General features: G+C 70.5%; 20 protein-coding genes and 1 pseudogene. 7 read left to right on the top strand and 14 right to left on the bottom strand.

From position 1 onward, the window contains the following. Entirely contained in the window at positions 1-1,272 is a 1,272-nt protein-coding gene (locus VG296_RS10525; protein ID WP_325565452.1) for an MFS transporter, read from the top strand. 111 nt (positions 1,273-1,383) lie between these two features. On the opposite strand, the pseudogene VG296_RS32780 reads toward VG296_RS10525, so the two are convergent. Further along, positions 1,384-1,599: pseudogene (locus VG296_RS32780) on the bottom strand (VOC family protein); the annotation flags it as partial. Positions 1,600-1,749: 150 nt separating this feature from the next. On the opposite strand from VG296_RS32780, the gene VG296_RS10515 reads away from it, so the two are divergent. Both VG296_RS10515 and VG296_RS10510 read left to right on the top strand, forming a co-directional pair. Then, a complete protein-coding gene (locus VG296_RS10515; RefSeq protein ID WP_414641082.1) occupies positions 1,750-3,381 on the top strand; it encodes an MFS transporter in 1,632 nt (543 codons plus the stop codon). Between the two features lie 15 nt (positions 3,382-3,396). Beyond that, positions 3,397-4,323 carry a hypothetical protein gene (locus VG296_RS10510; protein ID WP_325565449.1) on the top strand — a complete coding sequence of 309 codons (927 nt, stop codon included), beginning with the start codon at positions 3,397-3,399 and terminating at the stop codon, positions 4,321-4,323. On the opposite strand, the gene VG296_RS10505 is transcribed toward VG296_RS10510, so the two are convergent. Next, complete coding sequence (locus tag VG296_RS10505; protein WP_325565448.1) at positions 4,275-6,485, bottom strand: MMPL family transporter; 2,211 nt, start codon at positions 6,483-6,485, stop codon at positions 4,275-4,277. The two genes, VG296_RS10510 and VG296_RS10505, sit on opposite strands and share 49 nt — an antisense overlap. Before the next feature lie 137 nt (positions 6,486-6,622). Here VG296_RS10505 and VG296_RS10500 point away from each other — a divergent pair, with 137 nt between their 5' ends. Next, a complete protein-coding gene (locus tag VG296_RS10500) occupies positions 6,623-7,249 on the top strand; it encodes a TetR/AcrR family transcriptional regulator (RefSeq protein ID WP_325565447.1) in 627 nt (208 codons plus the stop codon). 7 nt (positions 7,250-7,256) lie between these two features. Here VG296_RS10500 and VG296_RS10495 read toward each other — a convergent pair whose 3' ends face one another. Further along, the gene (locus tag VG296_RS10495) at positions 7,257-8,003 is read right to left on the bottom strand and encodes an SDR family oxidoreductase (protein WP_325565446.1); all 747 of its coding nucleotides are present in this window, start codon (positions 8,001-8,003) and stop codon (positions 7,257-7,259) included. A gap of 43 nt (positions 8,004-8,046) precedes the next feature. Further along, the gene (locus VG296_RS10490) at positions 8,047-8,655 is read right to left on the bottom strand and encodes a TetR/AcrR family transcriptional regulator (protein ID WP_325565445.1); all 609 of its coding nucleotides are present in this window, start codon (positions 8,653-8,655) and stop codon (positions 8,047-8,049) included. Between the two features lie 74 nt (positions 8,656-8,729). On the opposite strand from VG296_RS10490, the gene VG296_RS10485 reads away from it, so the two are divergent. Continuing rightward, positions 8,730-10,565, top strand: a complete 1,836-nt coding sequence (locus VG296_RS10485) for a CDGSH iron-sulfur domain-containing protein (protein WP_325565444.1) — start codon at positions 8,730-8,732, stop codon at positions 10,563-10,565. Between the two features lie 17 nt (positions 10,566-10,582). Here the strand turns inward: VG296_RS10485 and VG296_RS10480 are convergent, their stop codons facing one another. Beyond that, on the bottom strand, positions 10,583-12,121 hold the full coding sequence (locus VG296_RS10480) for a carboxylesterase/lipase family protein (RefSeq protein ID WP_325565443.1): 1,539 nt from the start codon (positions 12,119-12,121) through the stop codon (positions 10,583-10,585). 163 nt (positions 12,122-12,284) lie between these two features. Between VG296_RS10480 and ligD the strand changes: the two genes are divergently transcribed. Beyond that, positions 12,285-13,301: a non-homologous end-joining DNA ligase gene (gene ligD / locus VG296_RS10475; protein ID WP_325565442.1), complete on the top strand. Its 1,017-nt coding sequence runs from the start codon at positions 12,285-12,287 to the stop codon at positions 13,299-13,301. A 59-nt stretch (positions 13,302-13,360) separates the two neighbouring features. Here the strand turns inward: ligD and VG296_RS10470 are convergent, their stop codons facing one another. Together VG296_RS10470 and VG296_RS10465 are read right to left on the bottom strand one after the other, a co-directional pair. Further along, positions 13,361-14,416, bottom strand: coding sequence for an ATP-dependent DNA ligase (locus VG296_RS10470; RefSeq protein ID WP_325565441.1), 1,056 nt, complete (start codon positions 14,414-14,416; stop codon positions 13,361-13,363). Positions 14,417-14,500: 84 nt separating this feature from the next. Beyond that, positions 14,501-15,820 (bottom strand): glycosyltransferase, encoded by a 1,320-nt coding sequence (locus VG296_RS10465; RefSeq protein WP_325565440.1) that lies wholly within the window; start codon positions 15,818-15,820, stop codon positions 14,501-14,503. Positions 15,821-15,988: 168 nt separating this feature from the next. Here VG296_RS10465 and VG296_RS10460 point away from each other — a divergent pair, with 168 nt between their 5' ends. Beyond that, the gene (locus VG296_RS10460) at positions 15,989-16,597 is read left to right on the top strand and encodes a DinB family protein (protein WP_325565439.1); all 609 of its coding nucleotides are present in this window, start codon (positions 15,989-15,991) and stop codon (positions 16,595-16,597) included. Here the strand turns inward: VG296_RS10460 and VG296_RS10455 are convergent. From VG296_RS10455 to VG296_RS10425, 7 genes are all read right to left on the bottom strand, one after another. Next, positions 16,578-17,048: a VOC family protein gene (locus tag VG296_RS10455; protein WP_325565438.1), complete on the bottom strand. Its 471-nt coding sequence runs from the start codon at positions 17,046-17,048 to the stop codon at positions 16,578-16,580. The genes VG296_RS10460 and VG296_RS10455 overlap by 20 nt on opposite strands. Before the next feature lie 10 nt (positions 17,049-17,058). Beyond that, entirely contained in the window at positions 17,059-17,694 is a 636-nt protein-coding gene (locus VG296_RS10450) for an RNA 2'-phosphotransferase (RefSeq protein ID WP_325565437.1), read from the bottom strand. Continuing rightward, positions 17,691-18,284, bottom strand: coding sequence for a nitroreductase family protein (locus tag VG296_RS10445; RefSeq protein ID WP_325565436.1), 594 nt, complete (start codon positions 18,282-18,284; stop codon positions 17,691-17,693). Before VG296_RS10445 ends, VG296_RS10450 begins: the two co-directional genes overlap by 4 nt. Next, a complete protein-coding gene (locus VG296_RS10440) occupies positions 18,284-18,937 on the bottom strand; it encodes a DUF1707 SHOCT-like domain-containing protein (RefSeq protein WP_325565435.1) in 654 nt (217 codons plus the stop codon). The genes VG296_RS10445 and VG296_RS10440 overlap by 1 nt, the downstream gene beginning before the upstream one ends. A 14-nt stretch (positions 18,938-18,951) precedes the next feature. Beyond that, positions 18,952-19,569 carry a MarC family protein gene (locus VG296_RS10435; RefSeq protein WP_325565434.1) on the bottom strand — a complete coding sequence of 206 codons (618 nt, stop codon included), beginning with the start codon at positions 19,567-19,569 and terminating at the stop codon, positions 18,952-18,954. Positions 19,570-19,734: 165 nt separating this feature from the next. After that, complete coding sequence (locus tag VG296_RS10430) at positions 19,735-20,571, bottom strand: PHP domain-containing protein (RefSeq protein WP_325565433.1); 837 nt, start codon at positions 20,569-20,571, stop codon at positions 19,735-19,737. A gap of 41 nt (positions 20,572-20,612) precedes the next feature. Next, positions 20,613-21,257 (bottom strand): DUF6758 family protein, encoded by a 645-nt coding sequence (locus tag VG296_RS10425; protein WP_325565432.1) that lies wholly within the window; start codon positions 21,255-21,257, stop codon positions 20,613-20,615. Positions 21,258-21,633 lie beyond the last annotated feature (376 nt).

Raw genomic sequence — 21,633 nt, 5'->3', positions numbered from 1 at the left:
ATGACGCGGACCGAACTGCCCTCCAGCGACGGCCGCCCGCCCGCCGCCGCGGATTCCGCGGCGGCACCCGCACCTGAAGCGACCGCGTCGCCGTCGACGCCGACGGGCGAATCCCGGGGTCTGCGCTTGATCATGCTGGTGCTGGCCTTCGCCTGCGGGGCGAGTGTCGCCAACCTCTACTACGCGCAGCCGTTGCTCATCCCGATCGGCCACAGCTTCGGGGTGTCCAACGGCACCGCGGCGTTGATCGTCACGCTCACCCAGGTCGGCTACGCGCTCGGCCTGGCCTTCCTGCTCCCGCTCGGCGACCTGCGGGAGAACCGCGCGCTCGCCTCGCGCACGCTCGTGGTCACCGCCGTCGCGCTGGCGGTCGCGGCACTGGCTCCGGACTTCGCGGTCTTCCTCATCGCGATCGCGCTGGTCGGCCTGGCCTCGGTGGTCGCCCAGGTGCTGGTGCCGCTCGCCGCGCACCTGGCACCGGAAGAGACCCGCGGCAGGTACGTGGGCCAGGTCACCGGCGGCCTGCTGCTGGGCATCATGCTCGCGCGCTCCGTGGCCAGCCTGGCCGCGGCGGCCTGGGGCTGGCGCAGCATCTATGCGATCTCCGCGGTGGTCATGCTGCTCACCGCGCTCGCTCTCGTCCGTCTGCTGCCGCACCGGCAGCCGGACCACTCCGCGAGCTACTCGCGGCTGGTCGCCTCCTCGGTGACGCTCGCGCGCACCGAGCCGGTGCTGCGGCGCCGGGCCCTGTCGCAGGCGCTGATGTTCGGCGCGTTCACCGCCTACTGGACCGCCATCGCCGACGAACTGATCCGGCATCACGGCTTCAATCAGGCGGAGGTCGCCGTCTTCGCGCTCGTCGGCGCGGCGGGGGCGACGGCCGCCCCGATCGCCGGCCGCCTCGGCGACCGAGGCCACGCGGTCGCCGGACGCGGCGTGGCCACGCTGCTGGGTGTGGCCGCGCTGCTGCTCGCCGCCTTCGGCTCGGGCAGCGTCCTCCTGCTCGTGATCTCGGCGGTGCTGCTGGACTTCGCCGTGCAGGGCAACCACGTGCTCAGCCTGCGCGACGTCTATGCCCTGCACCCTGGCGCCCGCGCCCGCACCAACTCCGTCTACATGACTGCCGTCTTCGCCGGCGGCGCCATGTCCTCCGCGGTCACCGGCGTGATCCTGGCCGGCGGAGGCTGGTCCGACGTCGCCCTTTTCGCTGCGCTGCTGACCGCGCTCGCGGCACTCGTCTGGCTCGCCGAACGCCGTCAGCCGACCACATGAGCGGGGCCGCGCCGCCCTCGTTCACGGGCACCGACACGCGGCAGGCGTTCTGGTTCCTCGGGTCCCTGGTCGCCCGGGGCGGATTGCCGCCCCGGGCTTCGGCGGTAAGGACGCGGCGTATTCGCTGACGACCTCCACGACCCAGGTGATGCCGAACCGGTCGGTGAGCATTCCGTCGAGCGGCGCCCACTGTGCGGGGCCGAGCGGCTGCAGGACGGTCGCGCCGTCGGACAGCTTCGTCCAGTACGTGGTGACCTCGTCGGTGGTTTCGCCGCGCAGCGAGACGAAGAACGAGTTCTCGCCCCGGTTCCACGACAGGCGCGCGGGGGCCGTTCGCTCTGGACACGCCACGCCAACAACCCCAGGCCGCCGGTGCGGACATATCGCCCTCCCGCGCAAACCGGACACAGTGGCACGAGGTGCCGAGGTTGACGGGCATACTGCCCTCGGCGGATACGTGCGGCGGGAAGAGTGGACGTGAAGAGTTCTGCTTCATCGGTTCCGGATTCGGCCGGTTCTGCGGCCGGGCCGGCGACCGGGGCTTGGGCGCCGTTGCGCGACGGGGTTTTCCGGGCGCTGTGGTTCGCGCAGTTGGGCAGCAACGTCGGCACCTGGATGCAGACGGTCGGGGCGCAGTGGCTGCTGGTCGAGCACACGACGTCGACCACGCTGGTGGCGGCGGTGCAGACCGCCAGCCTGCTGCCGGTCATGCTGTTCTCGCTGCCCGCGGGGGTGCTGGCCGACGTACTCGATCGGCGCCGGCTGCTGCTGGTCGTGCAACTGGGGATGGCGGTGGTCGCCGGCGTGCTGGCCTGGCTGACGGCCGTGGGGCTGACGACTCCCGCGGTGCTGCTGGTCCTGACGTTCCTGCTCGGCTGCGGGCAGGCGCTGACGGGACCGGCCTGGCAGGCGATCCAGCCGGAGCTGGTGCCGCGCGAGCAGATCCCGGCCGCCGCGACGCTCGGCAGCCTCACCGTCAACCTCGCCCGGGCGGTCGGGCCCGCGGTCGCCGGAGTGCTGGTGGCCGCGACCGGTCCGGCGGCGGTCTTCGCGATCAACGCAGTGTCCTTCCTCGGCGTGGTCGCGGCCGTGGCCATGTGGCACCGCCGGCCGCAGGCGGGAACGGCGCGGCCCGAGCGTGCGCTGGCCGCGCTGCACGCCGGCACCCGGTATGTGCGCAACGCGCCTTCGGTGCGGCGGATCCTGATTCGTTCGGCGCTGTTCGTGGTCCCCGGCAGCGCGCTGTGGGCGCTGCTGCCGGTCGTGGCGAGTTCCCGGCTACGTCTCGGGGCGGGCGGATACGGCCTGCTGCTGGGGGCATTGGGCGTCGGAGCCGTGCTCGGCGCGCTGTACCTGTCTCGGCTGCGCACCCACCTCTCGGCGAACCGGCTGCTGGTGGCTTCTGCGCTGGTGTTCGGCGGCGGCACGCTGATCCTCGGCGTCGTCTCCAACGTGGCGGTAGTGACGGTCGTCATGGTGCTGACAGGCGTCGCCTGGCTGGTCTCGCTCTCGACGCTCAACTCGGCGCTGCAACTCTCGCTCCCCGCGTGGGTGCGCGCCCGCGCTCTCGCCGCCTACCTGCTCGTGTTCATGGGCGGCCAGGCCCTCGGCTCGCTCGCCTGGGGAGCGCTGGCCGGTCCGTTCGGCAGCGAACCGGTCCTCGCGGCGGCCGCGGCGCTCCTGGGCGCGACGGCGTTGAGCGTGCGCTGGCTGCCGCTGCGTGCGCTGACCGGGAAGCTGGACCGCACCACGAGTGCGCATTGGCCGACCCCGAACCTGGTATTCGAACCCGAACCCGACGGCGGTCCGGTGCTCGTGGTCAAGCGGTATCGGGTCGCCGAGCCGGACCATGCGGCGTTCCTCGAGGCGATGGACTTGGTCGGACTCTCGCGGCGACGCACCGGCGCGACGCGGTGGAGCACCTACCGCGACGGCGCCGACGCGGACCTGTTCGTCGAGGTCTTCGAACTGCCCTCGTGGGAAGAACACCTCCACCAACACGAAAGCCGACTGACCGGCGCCGACGCCGAGTTCCAGCAGCGAGCGGACGACCTGGCCGAAGGCGAACCCACCGTCGAGCACCTGTTGCCGGCGGACACACAGGACTGACAGGAGAGCCGAGATATGACCACTGCTGCCCTCGGGCGGGTCCTGACACCGGGTCAGAAGTGCCGCCTGCACGTGTTCGATGTGGAATCGCGCACGGACACGGTCGTCGCCGAGTTCGACGACATGCTCTTCGAAGCACCCAACTGGGGCGGCAACGGTGGGACGCTCTACCTCAACGGGGGCGGCGGGCTGTGGGCGTTTCCGCTCGACTCCCCCGGCGAACCCCGCCGCATCGCCTATGAGGGCCTGCCGGCCATCAACAACGACCACGTGCTCGATCCCGGCAGCGCTTCGATCTTCATGTCGGCGGAGGATGGCCACATCTACCGCGGGTCTCTGGACGGCGGCGGCGTACGTCAGGTCACCAGCGAGGACGGCGTGTGGCACTATCTGCACGGAGTCTCACCGGACGGCACGACGCTCGGCTTCGTGCGGATCGACGCCTCGGGCGGGCCGTCCAGGCTCGCGCTGATTCCCGCTGACGGCGGCCCTGTCACGGTGCTGGAGACGGGTGCGGGCCACGTCGACGGGCCCGAGTGGTCTCCCGACGGCGAATGGATCTACTTCAACACCGAACGCTGGGCGCCCAGGCCGGGACACGCTCAACTGGCCAGAGTGCCGAGTGCGGATCCCTCCACCGACAAGGTCGAGCGGCTCGCCTCCACCGACACCGTCGACTGGTTCCCGCACGTCTCGCCGGACGGATGCCTCGCGGTATACCTGCAGTTTCCGGCCGGCACCGAGGGGCACCCGGAGAACCTCGGCGTGGAGCTCGTCCTCGTCGATGTCGCGGACTGGTCCACGCCGCTGGCCCGGGTGCCGCTGTTCGGCGGGCAGGGCACCATCAATGTCAATAGCTGGAGTCCCGACTCCACGCGCTTCGCGTTCGTCTCCTATCCCGTCACCGCCGGCGCCGGGCCGTCGGCCGACACGGGGGCGTGAGGCCGGCCTCCCAGCTTCTCCTCGAGTTTTTCGCCCTCGAGGTCGGGGTCGGGGACGTGCTTGGCGTACCACTTGGGGTGGTACCAGATGCGTTCGCCGACGATGGCCATGAGCGCGGGCACGAGAGTGAGCCGGACGACGAAGGCGTCGAGCAGGACGCCGATGGCGAAGCTGAAGCCGATCGCCTTGGTGGTCGGGTTGTCCGTGAAGATGAAGGACGCGAAGACGGCCGTCATGATCAGGGCCGCGGCGGTGACGACACGGGCGGAGCGGCCGGTGCCGTACACGACTGCCTCGCGGGCGTCGCCGGTCTTCGTGAAGTGCTCCTTGATCCGGGAGACGACGAAGACCTCGTAGTCGCTGGACAGCCCGAACAGGACCGCGAGCAGGATGATCGGCAGGAAGCTGAGGGTCTGGCTCGGCTCGATGTCGAACACCTTCTTGAACCAGCCCCACTGGAACACGGCGACCTGCGCGCCGAGGGCGGCGGCCGCGGAGAGCAGGAAGCCGAGGATGGATTTGAGCGGGACGAGGATCGTGCGGAAGGCGAAGGTCAGCAGGAGGAACGCCAGGCCGACGATGGTGATCAGGAAGACGGGCAGGGCGCTGCCGAGTTTGCTGGAGACGTCGATGTTGGTGGCGGTGGCGCCTCCGATCAGGATGCGGGCGCCGGTGCCGGCCTCGAACCGCGCGCGGTCGGCGCGGATGTGGTTGACCAGGTTCGTGGTCGACTGGTCGTTGGGTCCAGTCGTCGGAACGACGCTGATGAGCGCGATGCCGTCGGTGACGGTCGAGACGGTGGAGGCGGCCACGCCGGGCTGATCGCCGAGTGCGGTGGCGACCTGCTGGGCCTCGGCGGAACTCGTGACGTTCTCGGCGAGGATGGTCAGCGGTCCGTTGAAGCCTGGGCCGAAGTGCCCGGTGGTCAGGTCGTAGGCGCGGCGGTCGGTCTGACTGGTGGGCTCGGAGCTCGCGCCGGGGATGCCGAGGTCCATGTGCAGGGCCGGCAGGGCAAGGGCGAGCAGCATGAGCACGCCGATGATCAGCACAGGGAAGCGGTGGCGCACCACCCAGGCGGCGTAGCGGGTGCCGGTGAGCCTGGCCGGTTCGGTCACGGAGGTGACGGTCGCCTTCTCGGCGCGACGCAGACCGGGGATGCGGGAGAAGCGCGCGGCGCGTTTGCCCGCGAAGCCGAGCGCGGCCGGCAGCAGGGTGAGCGCGATCAGCAGGGCGACGAGCACGGTTCCGGCCGCCGCCAGGCCCATCACGGTCAGGAAGGGGATGCCGACCACGGCCAGTCCGCACAGCGCGATGACCACGCTCAGACCGGCGAAGACGACCGAACTGCCCGCGGTGCCCGCGGCACGTCCGGCCGCCTCCTCCGGTTCGTAGCCCTCGACGAGGTAGGCGCGGTGCCGGGAGAGGATGAACAGGGCGTAGTCGATGCCGCAGGAGATGCCGAGCATCGTCGCCACCGAGGTGGAGGCGGACGCGATCTGGACGACGGCGGAGAGCGCGGTCAGCCCCATCATCGAGATGATCACGCCGAACAGCGCCGTGATGATCGGCAGGCCGCCCGCGAGCAGTGAGCCGAAGGTGAGGATGAGCACCAGCAGGGCCACGAGCAGGCCGAGGACCTCGGAGTCCGCGCCAGAGCTCGATTGCGGGTAGACCCCGCCGCTGAACTCGACTTCGATCCCCGCGTGCTGGGCCGCGGAGACCGCCGGTTCGAGATCGTTGACCGTACTGGCCTTCACGTCTGACGCCGCGACGTCATAGGCGACGGTGGCGAGCGCGACCTTGCCGTCCGGCGAAATCGACTTGGTCTGGAACGGGTTGGTGACGGCGACGACCTGCGGCAGCTTGTGCAGTTGCGCAATGGCCTTGTCGATGGCCGCGGTGTTGGCCGCGTCGGAGACCGAACCGTCTTGCGCGGCGAACACGACCTGCGTCGAGCCGCCCGAGGCGGCCGGGAGCTTCTGCTGCAGCACGGAGACGACTTGCTGCGCCTCGGTGCCCGGGATGGTGAAGGTGTTGCTGGTCTTACCGCCGCTGGCCTGGGCGATCACCACGGTGGCGAGCACCGCGACGAGCCAGGTGCCGAGCACGGCCCAGCGTCGCCGGAAGCACCAGCGGGCCAATCGGTAAAGGTAGACGGACATCGCGTCGCAACTCCTCGCACGGGGACAGGGCCGGATGCGCTGCGGGCGACGCTGCCCGCACTCCCAGGGCCAATGCTTGCCACACTAGGCATTTTTGCCTTTGCTGGCAAGTTTGCCGCATGGCCTAGGATGGCCGCATGCCACCGGCCTCTCCGACCCCTCCGAGCCCCGCGCCGGACCGTGCCCCCGGATTGCGCGAAAGGTCGAAGGCGAAGCGGCGCGCGCTGATTCAGCGCACCGCCATGCGGCTGTTCGCCGAACGCGGCTTCGAGCACACCACGCTGGCCGATATCGCCGAGGAGGCCGAGGTGGCCGTGCGGACGGTCACCGGCTACTTCCCGTCGAAGCTGGACTTGGCCACGTCCTTCGCCGACGAGATCGCCGCGCGGCTGACCGGCGCCCTGCCGGCGGCCTCGGACACGGACCTGGCCGAGGTGCTCGACGGGTGGCTCTCGGAGGAGGAGCAGCTCTTCGACCCGGAGCTCATGGGGCTCACCGATGCGATGTGGGCGGCGAACCCGGACCTGCTCGCCCTGGCCAATGCGCGCCTGGCCGAGGCCACGAAGGTGGGCCGGGCAGCGCTCATCGCCCAGGTCGGGCTGCCTGAGGATCACCCCACGATGGAGCTGTGCCTGGCAGCCGTGCAGGCGGTGATCGCCGCCCATTTCATCGCGTTCACGACGCACCTGCCGTCGCCCGAGCGGCACGACGCCGCCATCGCCTATCTCCGCGCCATCATCGACGCGGCCAAGCCCGCAGCCTGATGAGTGATCAGGCGGACCGGTCGGGCACCCGAGCGACGTCCGGCTGTTCCGGGCCGTGCGGGATGTCGAAGGATTCCTCGCCGGTGCGCAGCATTCGCAGCACCACGCTGGCGGCGTAGTCAGCGCTCTGCACCACCAAGCCCGGTCGGGGCGACGCGCCGAGGGTGAACATGCTGTCGCCGAATTCGGTGGCGGTGATCGAGGGCAGCAGCAGCGACACGGCGATGCCGTCGCCGGCCAGTTCCTGGGTCAGCACGGCGCTGAGCATGTTGACCGCTGATTTGGTCGACGCGTAGGCGCCGTGGCCGACGGCGGTGTACCGGGTGGTGCCGGAGCTGACGTTCACGATGCGTCCGAAGCCTTGTTCTCGCATGGCGGGCAGCACGGCCTGAGTCATCGTCAGCAGGCTGACGGTGTTGAGCTGCAGGATCTGGCCGAATTCGACCGGATCGACCTGGTCGAGTCGTCCGGCGATGCTGGCGCCTGCGTTGTTGACCAGTCCGTCGATGCGCTTGTGCCGGTCGAGGGTGGCGGCGACCAGGTCGCGCACCTGCGCGGGGTCGGTCACGTCGGTGGGGACGGCCAGCGCGCCGTCGAGTTCCTTGCTCAGCGCGGCCAGCCGGTCGGCGCGCCGCGCCGCGAGTACGGGATGGGCACCGGCGGCATGCAGTCGACGCACGGTCGCCGCGCCGATTCCGGAGGAGGCACCGGTGACGATGATCGTCTTGCCGGCCAGGTCGATGAGATCGGTCATGGGCCCATCGTGGACCAGAATGATCTCGCGCGGCGTGCGTGTACTAGCTTTCCTGACGGTTCGTTGATTCCAGGCTCCCGCCGACGGCGCGCCAGACCAGCGCGGCGGTGCGCTGCGGCCAGTTCTCCGGCGGTTCGAGACCGGCCAGGGCGCGCGCGTACCAGGAGCCGGTGCACAGCGTGATGGCCACTTCAAGGTCGGCCTCGGGGTCGATCAGGCCCAACGTCCCGGCCCGGCGCAGGATGCCCAGCAGGCGGGCCCGGCGCGGGGCGATGATCTGGGCCTGGTAGCGGGCGCGCAGCGCGGGGGCGGTGCTGTCCTGCAGCATCGTGCCGACCAGGGAGAGCCGACCCGGGCGCGAGACGCCGCGCTGGAAGTCGGAGAGTTCGGCCGCCAGGTCCGCCAGCGGGTCGCGGGAGGACGCCGCGGGCCCGGCGTCCGCGCTCATCTCGAGGGCGGCGGCGGCCAGCGCGGCCTTCGTGGGCCAGCGGCGGTAGAGCGCCTGGCGCGTGGTGCCGGCCTCGCGGGCCACCGCGGTCAGCGACATCGCCTCGTACCCGACGCCGGCCAGGTGCCGGTTCGCCACGGTCAGGATCCGCGTGTCGATCTCCGGGTCCCGGGCCCGCCCGCGGTGTTCTCCAGCCGTTGCCACGCTCGGGAGGCTATCATTCCAGAAGGCAATACAATACAGTATTGTATTGAAAGTTGCGCCATGAGAGGGAGACTATGGCCCACGAGACCGAGAACGACATCAAGCACGCGCGGGTACGGGAGTCGCTGCTGGCCGCGGGGTCGCTGCTGGCGTCCCGGCTCCAGCCGCACGAGGATGAGCGGCTCGAGGAGATCGGCACGCGGCTGCGTGACAGTGTCCTGAGACCGCTCGGGCAGACCGCCGCGGCGCAGCCGCCGCAGGCTGCCGTCGGAGGCGGCGACCTGCCCGCGTCGGCCGAGGTCGACGCGGAACTGTGGCGGCTGGCCGGGATGGCGACCCGGCTTCGGGTCCGGGCCGTGCACGACGCGGCTCTTGCGGAAGCCACCGCCGCGCTCCAGGGCCTGGCTCTGAGCTTGGCCGACGAGACTGTCGCGACACAACGCCTCGCAGAACTCGAAGCTCTGCAGTCCGGCTTGGCCGCCGGTATCCAGGTCGCGGCCAACGGTCCGTACCTGGTCACCAACGCTCGGCGGGTGCTTGACGGGCTCGGCGTGCCGATCGCGACTACGCCCCAGACCGCGCTGTGCCGCTGCGGGAGATCCGGGCACAAGCCGTTCTGCGACGGCGCCCACGCCAGGACCGGTTTCACCGATGCGAAAGACCCCGACCGGGTGCCGGACCGGCGCGACACCTACGTCGGCCAGCAGGTCACCGTCCTCGACAACCGCGGCATCTGCCAGCACGCCGGCTACTGCACCGACCGGCTCGACACCGTGTTCCACAGCGGCAGCGAGCCCTTCGTCACGCCCAGCGGCGGTCGGATGGACGAGATCATCCGCGCGGTGCGTGACTGCCCGTCAGGAGCGCTGTCCTACGCCGTAGACGGGCACGAGGCACGCCAGGAGACCGACCACCATGGCACCCGCGAGCCGACCATCACGGTCACCGCGGACGGCCCGTACCGGATCACCGGCGCGATCGAGCTGACCGGCCACGACGGGGAAGACCACCCGCGCGCCGAGGGCGCCTCACGCGAGCACTATGCGTTGTGCCGCTGCGGACATTCGCAGAACAAACCGTTCTGCAGCGGCGCGCACTACTACGTCGAGTTCCGCGATCCGGTACCGGATGCCGATCACGAGCCGAGCATCTTCGAGTGGGCCGGCGGCCTGCCCGCCCTCGTCAGGATGACCCGGTTGTTCTACGAGAAGCACGTGCCCCAGGACCCGCTGCTCGCGCCGCTGTTCGCCACCATGTCCGCCGACCACCCCGAGCGAGTGGCCGCCTGGCTCGCCGAGGTCTTCTGCGGTCCGAAGAGCTACAGCAGCGAATACGGCGGCTATCCGCGCATGCTCTCCCAGCACGTCGGCAAGCACCTGACCGAGGAGCAGCGGGCCCGCTGGGTCGCCCTGATCCAGCAGTCCGCCCGCGAGGCCGGTCTGCCCAACGACGCGGAGTTCCGCTCGGCCTTCGGCGCCTACATCGAGTGGGGTTCGCGCCTGGCGGTCGAGAACTCGCAGACCGAATCCAAGCCCCCGCAGAACATGCCGATGCCGCACTGGGACTGGCAGACCGCGGCCGGCGCGCCCGGATCGCGCATCTCCGCCCTAGCGCCACACACGGATGGGGACCGCGAGGGCGCGGGGGAAGAATCTGGACCTGACGAGCCCGTCCTGCCCGCACCCGCCGAAGCCGTCCGGTTCGAGCAGCACATCAAGCCGCTCTTTCGGCGGTTCGACCGTCAGTCGATGCGCGGCGCCTTCGACCTGTGGGCCCACGACGACGTCAGCCGACATGCCGATGCGATCGCACAGCGAGTGCGTGCCGGCACCATGCCCTGCGATGGAGCGTGGCCCGCGGAGTACGTCGAGACATTCCAGCGCTGGATCGACGAAGGCAAGCAACCCTGACGTGTGGCGACTACGGACTATGCGACGACGTCCGCGTGGATGTCCCAAGCGCGGCGTCGTTCGCTGTTCGGGTCGTTCTCCAGCCGATCGTTGGTGTCGATGACGAGGGTGGTGCGCGTTTCCGGGATGTACTGCGGCCATGCGTCGGCGACGCCGTTCGCGGTGGCGAAGCGGAGCCAGGTTCTCTGCACGCGCTCCGAGACCTTCGCCAGTGACCGCCGTCCGCCGAGGAGGGTGAGGGCCCTCGGGACTCCGGGGGCTGATACTCCGAACACGGCGGCGAGTTCGACGCTGTGGGTCGCGCCGAGGCCCAGCAGCCGCAGCAGCGGGGTGGTGTGGTCGTACCGGTACATCCAGACGGGCGCGACCTGGCTGTGACCCTCGGCGACTTGGACCGAGCGATACCAGAAGAAGAGGTCGCCTGACATCTCGACCGCGCGCTTCTTGGACGGGTAGCCCGGGTAGCGTGCGGCGACGTGGTCCCGGGCCGCCGGGTCGGTGAGCTCGAAGTACCTGTCGAGCAGTTCGGGCGTGGTCGGCAGCACGTTGTCGCGTGTCTTGGCGAAGACGGAGCCTTCGCGCGCATTGGTGCCGATGATCAGCGGCACGGGGTGCGACCTGCCGGCCGCGAAGGCGTTGATCGGGTGGTCGGGTAGGAATTCGCCGTCGACGACGCTGCTGTAGACCAGTTGGCCCGGGGTTCGCTTCGTGTCGTCGGCGAACGCCCGCGTGGCCGTGTCCATCAGTTCTCCCGCCGGGGTGCGGCGCAGTACGTCGGCCGCGTCGGCGCGGGTGGCGCCGAGGGCTTCGACGAGGCGTGCGGCTCGTTCGGCCGCCTGTTCGCGGCTGGCGATGGCGCCCGGGGCCGAGGATTCGGCGATGGCGCTGTGGAAGAGCCCTGCCGCGGCGGGCAGGGTCAGCAGCGTGGTCACGGCGATCGCGCCGGCCGACTCTCCGAATACGGTGACGTTCTCGGGATCGCCGCCGAACCGACTGATGTTGCGTCGTACCCACTGCAGGGCGGCGACCTGGTCGCGCAGCCCCAGGTTCGACTCGATCGGTTCGGTCTCCGTGGCGAACGCCGTGAAGTCGACGAAGCCGAACACCCCGACGCGGTAGTTGAAGGTGACGAAGACGACGTCCCCATTGGCGACAAGGTCCCGTCCGCTGTAGGTGGCGGTGGCCGAGGTGCCCATCGCGTTCGCGCCGCCGAAGATGTACACCATGACCGGGCGCCGTGCGTCGGTTTCCTGCTCCTGCCGCAGCACGTTGATCGTCAGGCAGTCCTCGCTTGTCGTTCCGTTCCTCGGCACGGGACCCAGCGCGGCGAGCAGCGCTCCCCCGGTCTGCTGCATCGGGGAACGGCCGTACGCGCCCGCCTCCAGCGTCCCCTCCCACGGTTCGGCCGGCTGCGGTGCGCGCAAACGCAGCGGGCCACAAGGCTTTTCGGCGTACGGGATGCCACGCCAGGCGAGCAGCCCGCCTTCGCGCCGTCCCCGGACCAGGCCGGAATCGATCTCGACGAGGGCCGGGTCGGATACGGCTCGAGTGGTCATCAGGCTTGTTCCTTAGCGCTTCGGAAGCGGGACGGAAGCGGTCGGCCGCCGTCCTCGAAAGCGTAAGGCTGATGCGCCCCGGAGGCGCTGCGGAAGCCGCGCCGTCCACCCCGGAAGGCGAACTCCGCGTGCGCAGACAGGCCGGAGCGCTTAGCCTGCGGTCATGGCCAGCACCGAAGTGTTCGTCACGGTCGCGGGGCGCCAGGTGCGCATCTCGTCGCCGGAAAAGGTCTGCTACCCGGCTGTCGGGATTACGAAGCTCGAGCTCGCCGAGTACTACATCGCGGTGGCTGAAGGGCTGTTGCGCGCGCTCGCCGGGCGGCCGATGGCGCTGAATCGCTTTCCGGGCGGACTGGATGGCGGGAGCTCGTTCTACATGAAGCACGCGCCCAAGAGCCTTCCGGACTGGGTGCAGACGGCGGAGGTGGTTTTTCCGAGCGGGCGCACCGGTCACGAGGTCTGCGTGACCGAGCCGGCGACGGTGCTGTGGGCGGTGCAGATGAACGCGCTGGAACTGCATCCGTGGCCGGTGCGGCGTGAGGACACCGACCATCCCGACGAGTTGCGCGTGGATCTGGACCCGCAGCCGGGCTCGGACTTCGCCGAGACGGTCGAGGCCGCGACCGAGGCGCAGGCGCTGCTCACGGAGCTGGGCATGGTGCCGTTCGTGAAGACTTCCGGCGGCCGCGGTCTGCACGTGCTGGCACGCATCGAACCGCGCTGGTCGTTCATCGAGACGCGGCGCGCGGTCATCGCGTTCGCGCGCGAACTGGAACGGCGCCGTCCCGAGCTGTTCACGACGTCCTGGTGGAAGGAGGAGCGCGGCGCGCGGATCTTCGTCGACTTCAACCAGATGGCCCGTGACCGGATGCTCGCCGCCGCCTACTCCACCCGCGCCGTGCCGGACGCCCGGGTCTCGATGCCGGTGCGCTGGCCGGAATTGCCCGACGTCACCCCGGAGGACTTCACCGTACGCACGGTCCCCGGGCTGATCGCCGAGCGCGGTGACGCGCACGAGGGCATCGACGACGCGCCGGCGACCCTGGACGCGCTGCTGGAGATGGCCGAGCGGGACGAGCGGGACCGCGGGCTCGGAGACCTGCCGTATCCGCCCGAGTTCCCGAAGATGCCCGGGGAGCCCAAGCGCGTGCAGCCGTCCAAGGCACGCCACGCGGACTAGCTGCTCGGACCAGCCACTCGGACCAGTCATTCGAGCTACCCGCTCGGACCAAGCGCCGACTAAGCGCCGGGTCCGAGCACGTCGGCGAGATCGTAGGCGGCGGGCAGGTCCAGTTGGTCGTAGCCGCACGATTCGGGCTGCCGGTCCGGCCGCCACCGCAGGAAGCGCGCACTGTGCCGGAACCGGTCCGCCTGCAACTGGTCGTAGCGCACCTCGCAGACCCGCTCAGGGCGCAGCGGCACGAAGGACCTGTCCTTGCCCGCGTTCCACCGGTTGAGCGCGCCAGGGCGCCGATGCGCGCCGTCGTCCTCGCCGAGCCAGGGATGGTCCTCCCCCTCGTTGACGACCAGCGGCGCGAGTTCGTCGACGAGTGCCGCGCGCCGGGCCATGGTGAACGCGCTCGCGCCGCCGACGTAGTTGAGCACGCCGTCCTCGAGGTACAGGCCCAGCATGAGCGATCCGACGACCGGGCCGCTCTTGTGCAGCCGATAACCGGCCACGACGACATCGGCCGTGCGCTCGTGCTTGACCTTCACCATCGCGCGTACGCCGGGCTGATACGCGTCGTCCAGCGGCTTGGCGACCACGCCGTCGAGTCCGGCGCCCTCGAAGCTGTCGAACCAGGTCCTGGCCAGGTCGACGTCCTCGGTGGCGCGCGACACGCGTACGTGCGGATGCGGCGCGAACAGCTGCGTCAGCACCTCGTGCCGCTCGGCCAGCGGGCGGCCCGTCAGGTCCTCGTCGCCGGACGCGAGCACGTCGAAGGCCACGAATGTCGCCGGCGTCTCCTCGGCCAGCAGCCGGATCCGCGACTCGGCCGGATGGATGCGGTCGGTGAGCCGGTCGAAGTCGAGCCGGCTGCCGTGCACGACGACGATCTCCCCGTCCAGCACGCAGCGCGGCGGCAGCGCCTCGGCCAGGAAGCCGACCAGCTCCGGGAAGTAGCGCGTCAGCGGATTTCCGCCGCGGCTGCCCAACTCGATCTCGTCACCGTCGCGGAACACCAGGCAGCGGAATCCGTCCCACTTGGGTTCGTAGAGGTACCGACCGGTCGGCACCGTCGCAGCGGACCTGGAGAGCATCGGCTCGATAGGCGGCCTGACCGGCAGTACCATCGCACATCCTCGCTGGTCGTGTTCGGACCCAGCGCACCACGCCCGGCGCGCCCGGGCAACCGCTGGCGTCCGGGCCGGTGACGCTCAGGCGGCGGCTCGGGCCTCCTCGACCTCAACCTCGACGTCGGCTTCGACCCCGGACGTCTCGAGCGTAGGCGCGTACCGGCTCGCCGTCTCCTCGTAGAGGCGGGAGAGCTTGGCGGCCTGGGTGCGGGCGGTCAGCTTCGCGGCACGCTCGCGGCCTGCCCGGCCCATCGCGACCGCGCGCTGCGGATCGTCGAGCAGAACGCTGATCTTCTCGCTGAAGTCCTCGGGTGTGCCGTCCGCGAACAGGCCGCTGACTCCGTCCTCGACGATCTGGCTGATGTTCCGATCCACCATGACGACGGGCGTCGCGGCCCACGCGGCCTCGTTGACGACCAGCGCCTGGGTGTCGCAGGTCGAGGGGAAGGCGAACACGTCCGCGAGGCTGTAGTACGCGCCCAGGTCGGCGCGGTTCTTGCGGCCGGTGAAGGTGATCCGGTCGGCGCACGCGGTGGCGGCGGCCTGAGCGCGGAACTTGTCGTCCTCGTCGCCGGGGCCGATCAGCACCAGGCGGGCGCGATCGCCGCGCCGTGCCACGTGCGTGAACGCGTCGATCAGCAGGCTGAGGTTCTTCTCGCTGCCGATCCGGCCGACGTACAGCACGACCTGCTCGTCCTCGCCGATTCCGAGCTCCCGCCGGGCCGCCGCCACACCGGCCGCGGTCGACGGGATCTCGTCGACGCCGCTGGGCAGCGTGGCGATCCGGCTGGTGGTGTTCCAGCCGCCGAGCTGCGCCGTCATCTTGACCGACGGGGTGATGACCAGGTCGCAGCTGTTGTGGATCAGGGTCATGCCGCGTTCCACGACCTTCTGGTTCCACCGGTCGATGCTGCGCTCCGGCCGCACACAGGACCTGGATATCCGTCGCTCTCCGGAGCCGCCGCCGGTGACGTACGGCGCCAGAATCGAGAGCGCGACCACGCCCGGCAGCACGCCCGGGTAATGCGTGACGTATTCGTACAGATCCGTGTGGTACGTCGTGACGAGTGGCAGGTCGTATCGCCGCGCATAGTAGGCCCCGAACATGCCGATCTGCCCGGGTGTGTGGAAGTGGACCAGGTCGAGTTCGAGCTTGTCGACCTGCCGTCGGGTGCGCGGCGGATAGAAGACGCTGAACCGGTAGTCGTCGAAGCAGATGCCCTTCACGGCGGGGAAGCGGGTGACGCGCGGCGCCTGCTCGCAGTACCGCCGATCAGGGCTGGGCGCGAAAATGTAGACCTCGTGTCCAAGATCTTCGAGTTCGCGGCGCGCGTCCTCCATGGAGCAGGCAATTCCATCGGTGAATGGTAAGTAGCGGTCGCTGAAGAAACCGATGCGCACCCGGGGATCCTTTTTTGCCAGTACAAGCCGTGGACGGACTTCGTGGCCCCGCACCCTACTTCAGTGGTATGAAGATCACTATTATCGGCGACTTTCGGGCGTGTCGCATTGATTTCACGCGCGGCCGAAGAGCGCCGATTGTCGGTGCCGGCTGGCAGACTCGCCGGCATGAGCGATAGCGAAGTCGCGGCGAATGAGCCGAAGGCGGTCCTGCGGCGTTACCTGGTCAGCGCCCGGGAGGCGCTGGTGTGGAAGCTGGAGGGCCTGTCCCCGTACGACATGCGGCGGCCGTTGACGCCGACCGGCACCAACCTGCTCGGACTGGTGAAGCACGTGGCGAGCGTGAGCGCGGAGTACTTCGGGATCGTGTTCGACCGGCCGTTCCCCGAGCCGCTGCCCTGGTTCGTGGAGGGCGCCGAGGTCAACGCCGACATGTGGGCGACGGCCGAGGAGTCGACGGCGGAGATCCTCGGGCTCTACCAGCGGGTCTGGGAGCACGCGGACGCCACCATCGAGGCGCTCGACCTGGACGCGCCCGGCCGGGTGCCGTGGTGGCCCGAGGAGCGGGCCGCGGTGACCCTGCAGCGGATCCTGGTCCACGTCATCGCCGAGATCAACCGGCACGGCGGGCACGCCGACATCGTGCGCGAGCAGATCGACGAATCCGCCGGCCTCAACGTGCGCTTCCCGAACATCCCGGACCAGGACGAGGCCTGGTGGAAGCAGTATCACGCGCGGGTCGAGGAGGCGGCGAAGATCATTCAGACTCGGGAATGACCGGCAGGCCGCGGTCGTCGAGGGGCCAGAAGGGGTTGTGCGCGACTTCCCAGAGGTTGCCCTCGGGATCGGCGAAGTAGCCGGAGTAGCCGCCCCAGACGGCCTCCTGGGGCTGCTTCACGACGCGTCCGCCGACCTCGGCGACCTTGGCCAGCGCGGCGTCGACCTCCGCGGCGGAGGCGACGTTGATGGCGAGGCTGGAGCGGGTGCGGAACTCGGTGGCTGAGCGCTCCAGCGGGATCATCGCGTCGGCGGCGAGGTCGGGCTCGGGGTAGAGCGAGAGGATCGATCCGGCCAGCCGGAAGAAGCTGACGCCCTCGTCCGCGGGCACGACCCGCGGCCAGCCGAGGCTCACGTAGAACTCGGTGAGGGTCCGCAGGTTCTCGCAGCCCAGGGTGACCAGGCTGATGCGGGCGGGGACGGCGGGTCGTGCTGCGTTGCGATCTGGCATGCCTCTCAGGCTAAGCGAGAGGGCTGACGGAAGTGGGGGACGCCGGGGTCAGATAATCCGGCGCGACGTGCTCGGTGAGCCAGACGCCGTTCGTGCTGCGGAAGAATACTTGGCCGTCGGCGTGCATGCGTGCCGCGGCGACGCGGAGGACCGCGGGCTTGCCGTGCCGGGAACCGACCTTCGTCGCGGTCTCGACGTCCATCGAGAGGTGGACGTGGTGCCGGCTGCCGGGCACCAGGCCCTCGGCGAAGATCGAATCCAGCGAGCGGGTCGCAGTGCCGTGATAGAGCGTCTCCGGCGGGACGGTCGGCTCGTAGCCGAGCTCCACGGGGACGCTGTGGCCCTGGCTCGCGCGTATCCGCGTGCCGGATTCGTCATACTCGAACCGCTTCTTGTTGTTGTGCTCGACGACGAAGTCGAGGCGCGCCCGGCCGATCCGGCGGCCGCGGCGCTTGAGCGCGGCGAGCAGCACATCGACGTCGACCCAGCCCGCGGCGTCGAGCTCGATGCCGATCTTTCCGGGGTTGTGGCGCAGCACGCCGGAGAGGAACTTGGAGTCCCGGACGGCCGCCGACGCCGCGTCCGACTGCTCGCCCGACTCCCCGCCGGATTCCGGCTCTGACTCCGCGTCAACCGCTTCCGTCACTGCTGCTTGCCGCCCCAACTGCCGTAGTGCACGAGGTCCTCGATCGGACGACGGCGCGAACGCAGGTCACGCTTCTCGGGCTCGGCGTCGTAGCCGATCGCGATGGCACCGATCGGCTCGTACTCCGGCGGCACGCCGTACGCGTCGCGGAAGGGCTGCACCTGCTCGGGGATGATGCCGAAATAGAAGGCGCCGAGGCCCTCGTCCACCGCCGTCAGCAGCTGGAGCATCGCGGCCATTCCGGTGTCGATGTGCCAGAACGGCACCGGCCAGCGCGCCTCGTCGCGGTCCGTCCAGCCCTTGTCGGAGCGGGCGTAGCGGGCGAGGTACACGTCCTTGCAGGAGAACGGGACGAGCACCAGCGGGGCCGTGGCGGCGGCGGATTCGCCCGCGCCGCCGATGCCGAACTCCCAGAACCGAGCCAGGTCCTCGCCCGCGAGCACCAGCCACGCCTGGCCCTGGGAGAAGCCCGCGGAGGGGGCCCGGGTGCCCGCGTGCAGAATGCGCTCGAGGGCCTCGCGCGGGACCGGCCGCGCGGGGTCGAAGGTGCGCACCATCCGCCGGTACCGGATCGCGTCTCGCAGCTCCATCAGGACTCGATCTCCCTCTTGTCTCGCTCCACATGCTTGATGTGCACGCCGCCCCAGAACGCGAGGCCGCGGACCTCGACCACCACCGACGCCTCGCGCAGGCCCGTCGCGTTCGACCGGCTCTCCGCGAAGCCGCCCATGATGCCGACCCCGGTGACCTTCACGTGCACGTCCTCCGGCGCCAGGATCTGCACGCCGCCCATGATCGCGGTGGCGGTGATGACGGTGGTGCCGGTCTCGAAGCGCGCGTCCCGCAGGTCGATCACCGAGCCGCCCCAGAACGCCAGGGCCCGCACCCGCCTCGGCACGATCCACCGCCCGCCGAGCTTGGACCCGGACATGATCGCGACCGCGGTCGCCCGGTCATGGCGCTGCTGCTCGCCGACGACCAGCGCGCTCGAGCGCACCGGAGCCGGTGCCGGTGCGAGGCCCGGGCGCGCGTCCTCCGTCGGCAGGTCGGCCGTCAGCGGTACGAGTTCGCCGTACGTCCTCGCCGCGTACGCGGCGTCGAGCCGTTCCTCGAGCTCGTCGATCGTGATCCGCCCGTGCCCGGCCGCCGTGCGCAGCCGATCGGCCACCCGTTCGCGGTCGGTGTCGGAGGCGCGCATCTCGAGTTCGGCGCGCCGCCCTTCCGTGGAGTCGTCGTCGACCATGCGCAGAATCCTAGTCAGTGGACGGCGTGCCAGGCGATCAGATACGAGTGCACGGCGTTGGCGACCATCTGCACGGCGATCGCGGCGAGCAGCAGACCGGCGATCCGGGTGACGAGCGTGACCCCGGAGTCCTTGATCAGCCGCAGGATGTACACCGAGTAACGCATCGTCAGCCAGATGACGATGTGGATGGCCACGATCGCGGCGGCCACCGCCAGGAAGTCGCCGAACTTGTGGATCTGCTGCACGAACACGATCACGGCCACGATCGCGCCGGGACCGGCCAGCAGCGGCGTGCCGAGCGGGACCAGGGCCACGTTGACGTCGGTGGTCTCCGAGGGCTCGTCCGCGTTGCCGGTCAGCAGCTGCAGCGCGACGAGCAGCAGCAGCAGCCCGCCCGAGGCCTCCAGCGCCTCGACGTTGATGCCCAGGTACTTGAGGATCTGCTGGCCGAAGGCGGCGAAGCAGGCGATCACGCCGAGGGACACGGAAGCGGCCTGCAGCGCCAGCGACCGCCGGTCCTTCTTCGAGCGGCCCGAGGTCAGCGCCAGGAAGATCGGCACGGTCCCGGGCGGGTCCATGATGACGAACAGCGTCACGAGGCTGGTGCCGAACAGGGTCGCGTTGAACATGAGGGCCTTTACTCGGAAGGGCAGGAGTTTCCAGAGATTCGGCCCGGGGATCGGGGGCCGTTCGCTTGAAATCGACAGGAGATCCGGCGCTGTGGAACAGGGACCGGAGGCCGATCGCCCCGAAATCGGCAGGAGATCCGGCGCTGCGGAGCAGTGTACGAGCGCTCAGGCGTAGTCGGGCAACAGCGCGGCGAACGCCTCCGGATCGGTGGTGCACTGTCCGAGGACGACCGTCTTCCTGGTGCCGTGGTAGTCGCTGGATCCGGTGGCCACCAGGTTCAGGTCGCGGGCCAGGGCCCGCATACGCTCGCGGGTCGGCTCGTCGTGGTCCGGGTGGTCCGCCTCCAGGCCGTGCAGCCCGGCGTCGGCGAGCATGGCGATCTGCGCCTCGGTCACGGTCCGGCCGCGCTTGGCCGCCGCGGGGTGCGCGAAGACCGTCTTGCCGCCCGCGTCGCGCACCAGGCGGATCGCGTGCACGGGGTCGAGGGCGTACTTCTCCACGTAGGCGCGGCCGCCGTCGGCGAGCCAGAGGCTGGAGAAGGCCGCGTCCACGCTCGGCACCACGCCCGCCTCGACCAGCGCGCTGGCCACGTGCGGCCGGCCGATCGCGGCGCCGCGCGCGATCCGCTGCACCTGCTCCCAGGTGATCGGCGCGCCGAGCTCGCGGCAGCGCTCGGTGATCAGCTCGGCCCGGTGCTCCCGGTCGTCGCGCAGCAGGGCGCGCTCGGCGGCGAACTCGGGGGCGCCGCGGTCGAAGCCGTAGGCCAGCAGGTGCACCTGGATCCCGCCCTTGCCGCCGAAGCGGCAGGAGATCTCGGCGCCGGGCACGACGCGCACGCCGTGCCGCTCCCCCGCCGAGGCCGCCGCGTCCCAGCCGGCCGTGGTGTCGTGGTCGGTGAGCGCGAGCACGTCGAGCTTCGCCGCGGCGGCGTTGGCGATCAGTTCGGAGGGCGTGTCGGTGCCGTCCGAGCAACTGCTGTGCGTGTGCAGGTCGATCCGCATTCGCCCAGGTTACCGGGAGACCGACGCCAGCTCACTTCGAGTCAGCCGAAGAAACGCGACGAGAGGGTGCCGAGCGGCAGGTGCGGTATCTCGGCGAGGGCGTCGCGCAGGTCGGTGAGCACCACGTCGTCGTAGATCACGGCGCCGTCGACGGCGGGCCAGAGCACCATCCACAGCCACATCCCGCGCGCCTCGCCGACGAACACCGCGCGGTCGCCGGTGCCGGGCACCGTCCACATCGGGGTGGGCCGGCCGGCCGCGAAGACCTTGGCGTGCGCCGCGGTGTCCTCGAAGATCGGGCCGGGATCGGGCCCGGGCAGTCCGGCGAAGCGGGCGCCGATGCCGATGCCCATCTCCTCGGCGATCAGCAGCAGGTCGCCCTCGCCGCCGAAGGGCGAGGGCCCGCTGATCGCGACCACGGTGGCCCGCGCGCCGTCCAGCCGGTCGCCGACGTAGGCGAGTCCTGAGAAGCGCCACTGGCCGGGCAGCGGCCAGGGCAGCCAGAGCGGCACCTGCGAGTGCTGAATCACCTCGGCCAGGCCCTCCGCGTCCGGCGGAAGCACCGGCTGCACCGGGTGGACGGCGCCGTGCACCTCGCAGTGCCACAGGTCGACCGAGGCGTTGCCGCCCAGCGGGAGCGCTGCGGCGGGCAGCGTCGCGAGATCCTCGGGCACGGTGTCAGGCACCGCACCCACGAGGGAATCCGGGACCACCGGCAGGTGCGCCGAGGGATCTCCGGGAGCATGGACGCGATTCCCGCACCGCGGGCAACTGGGCTCGCCCTTCATGGTAGGAACCGTCTCCCGTCCGGGTGCCTCCCGTCAAGCTCTCGTCACCCGTCAGGGGTGCCCCGGTCTGCCCAAACGTCCACAGGACGACCGAAGAATGGTGGCCGGGCTCGCGGGTCGATGGCTCTCGCCTGGCGGCGTTCTCGGCGGTCGCCGCCCAAACCCAGGGCGACTCCCTCCTCGGCCTTGCCAGACTCGGCCCTCGACCCGCTCCCTGATCCGGCCACGATTCCTCGGTCGCACCTACGCATCGTCTTCGCCGCCCAGGCCGGAC

This window comes from Actinospica sp., from assembly GCF_035552695.1.
In the GTDB taxonomy this organism is placed as follows: Bacteria; Actinomycetota; Actinomycetes; order Streptomycetales; family Catenulisporaceae; genus Actinospica.
The sequence above is the reverse complement of the archived record's forward strand: the minus strand, read 5'-3'. Positions and strand labels throughout refer to the sequence as shown.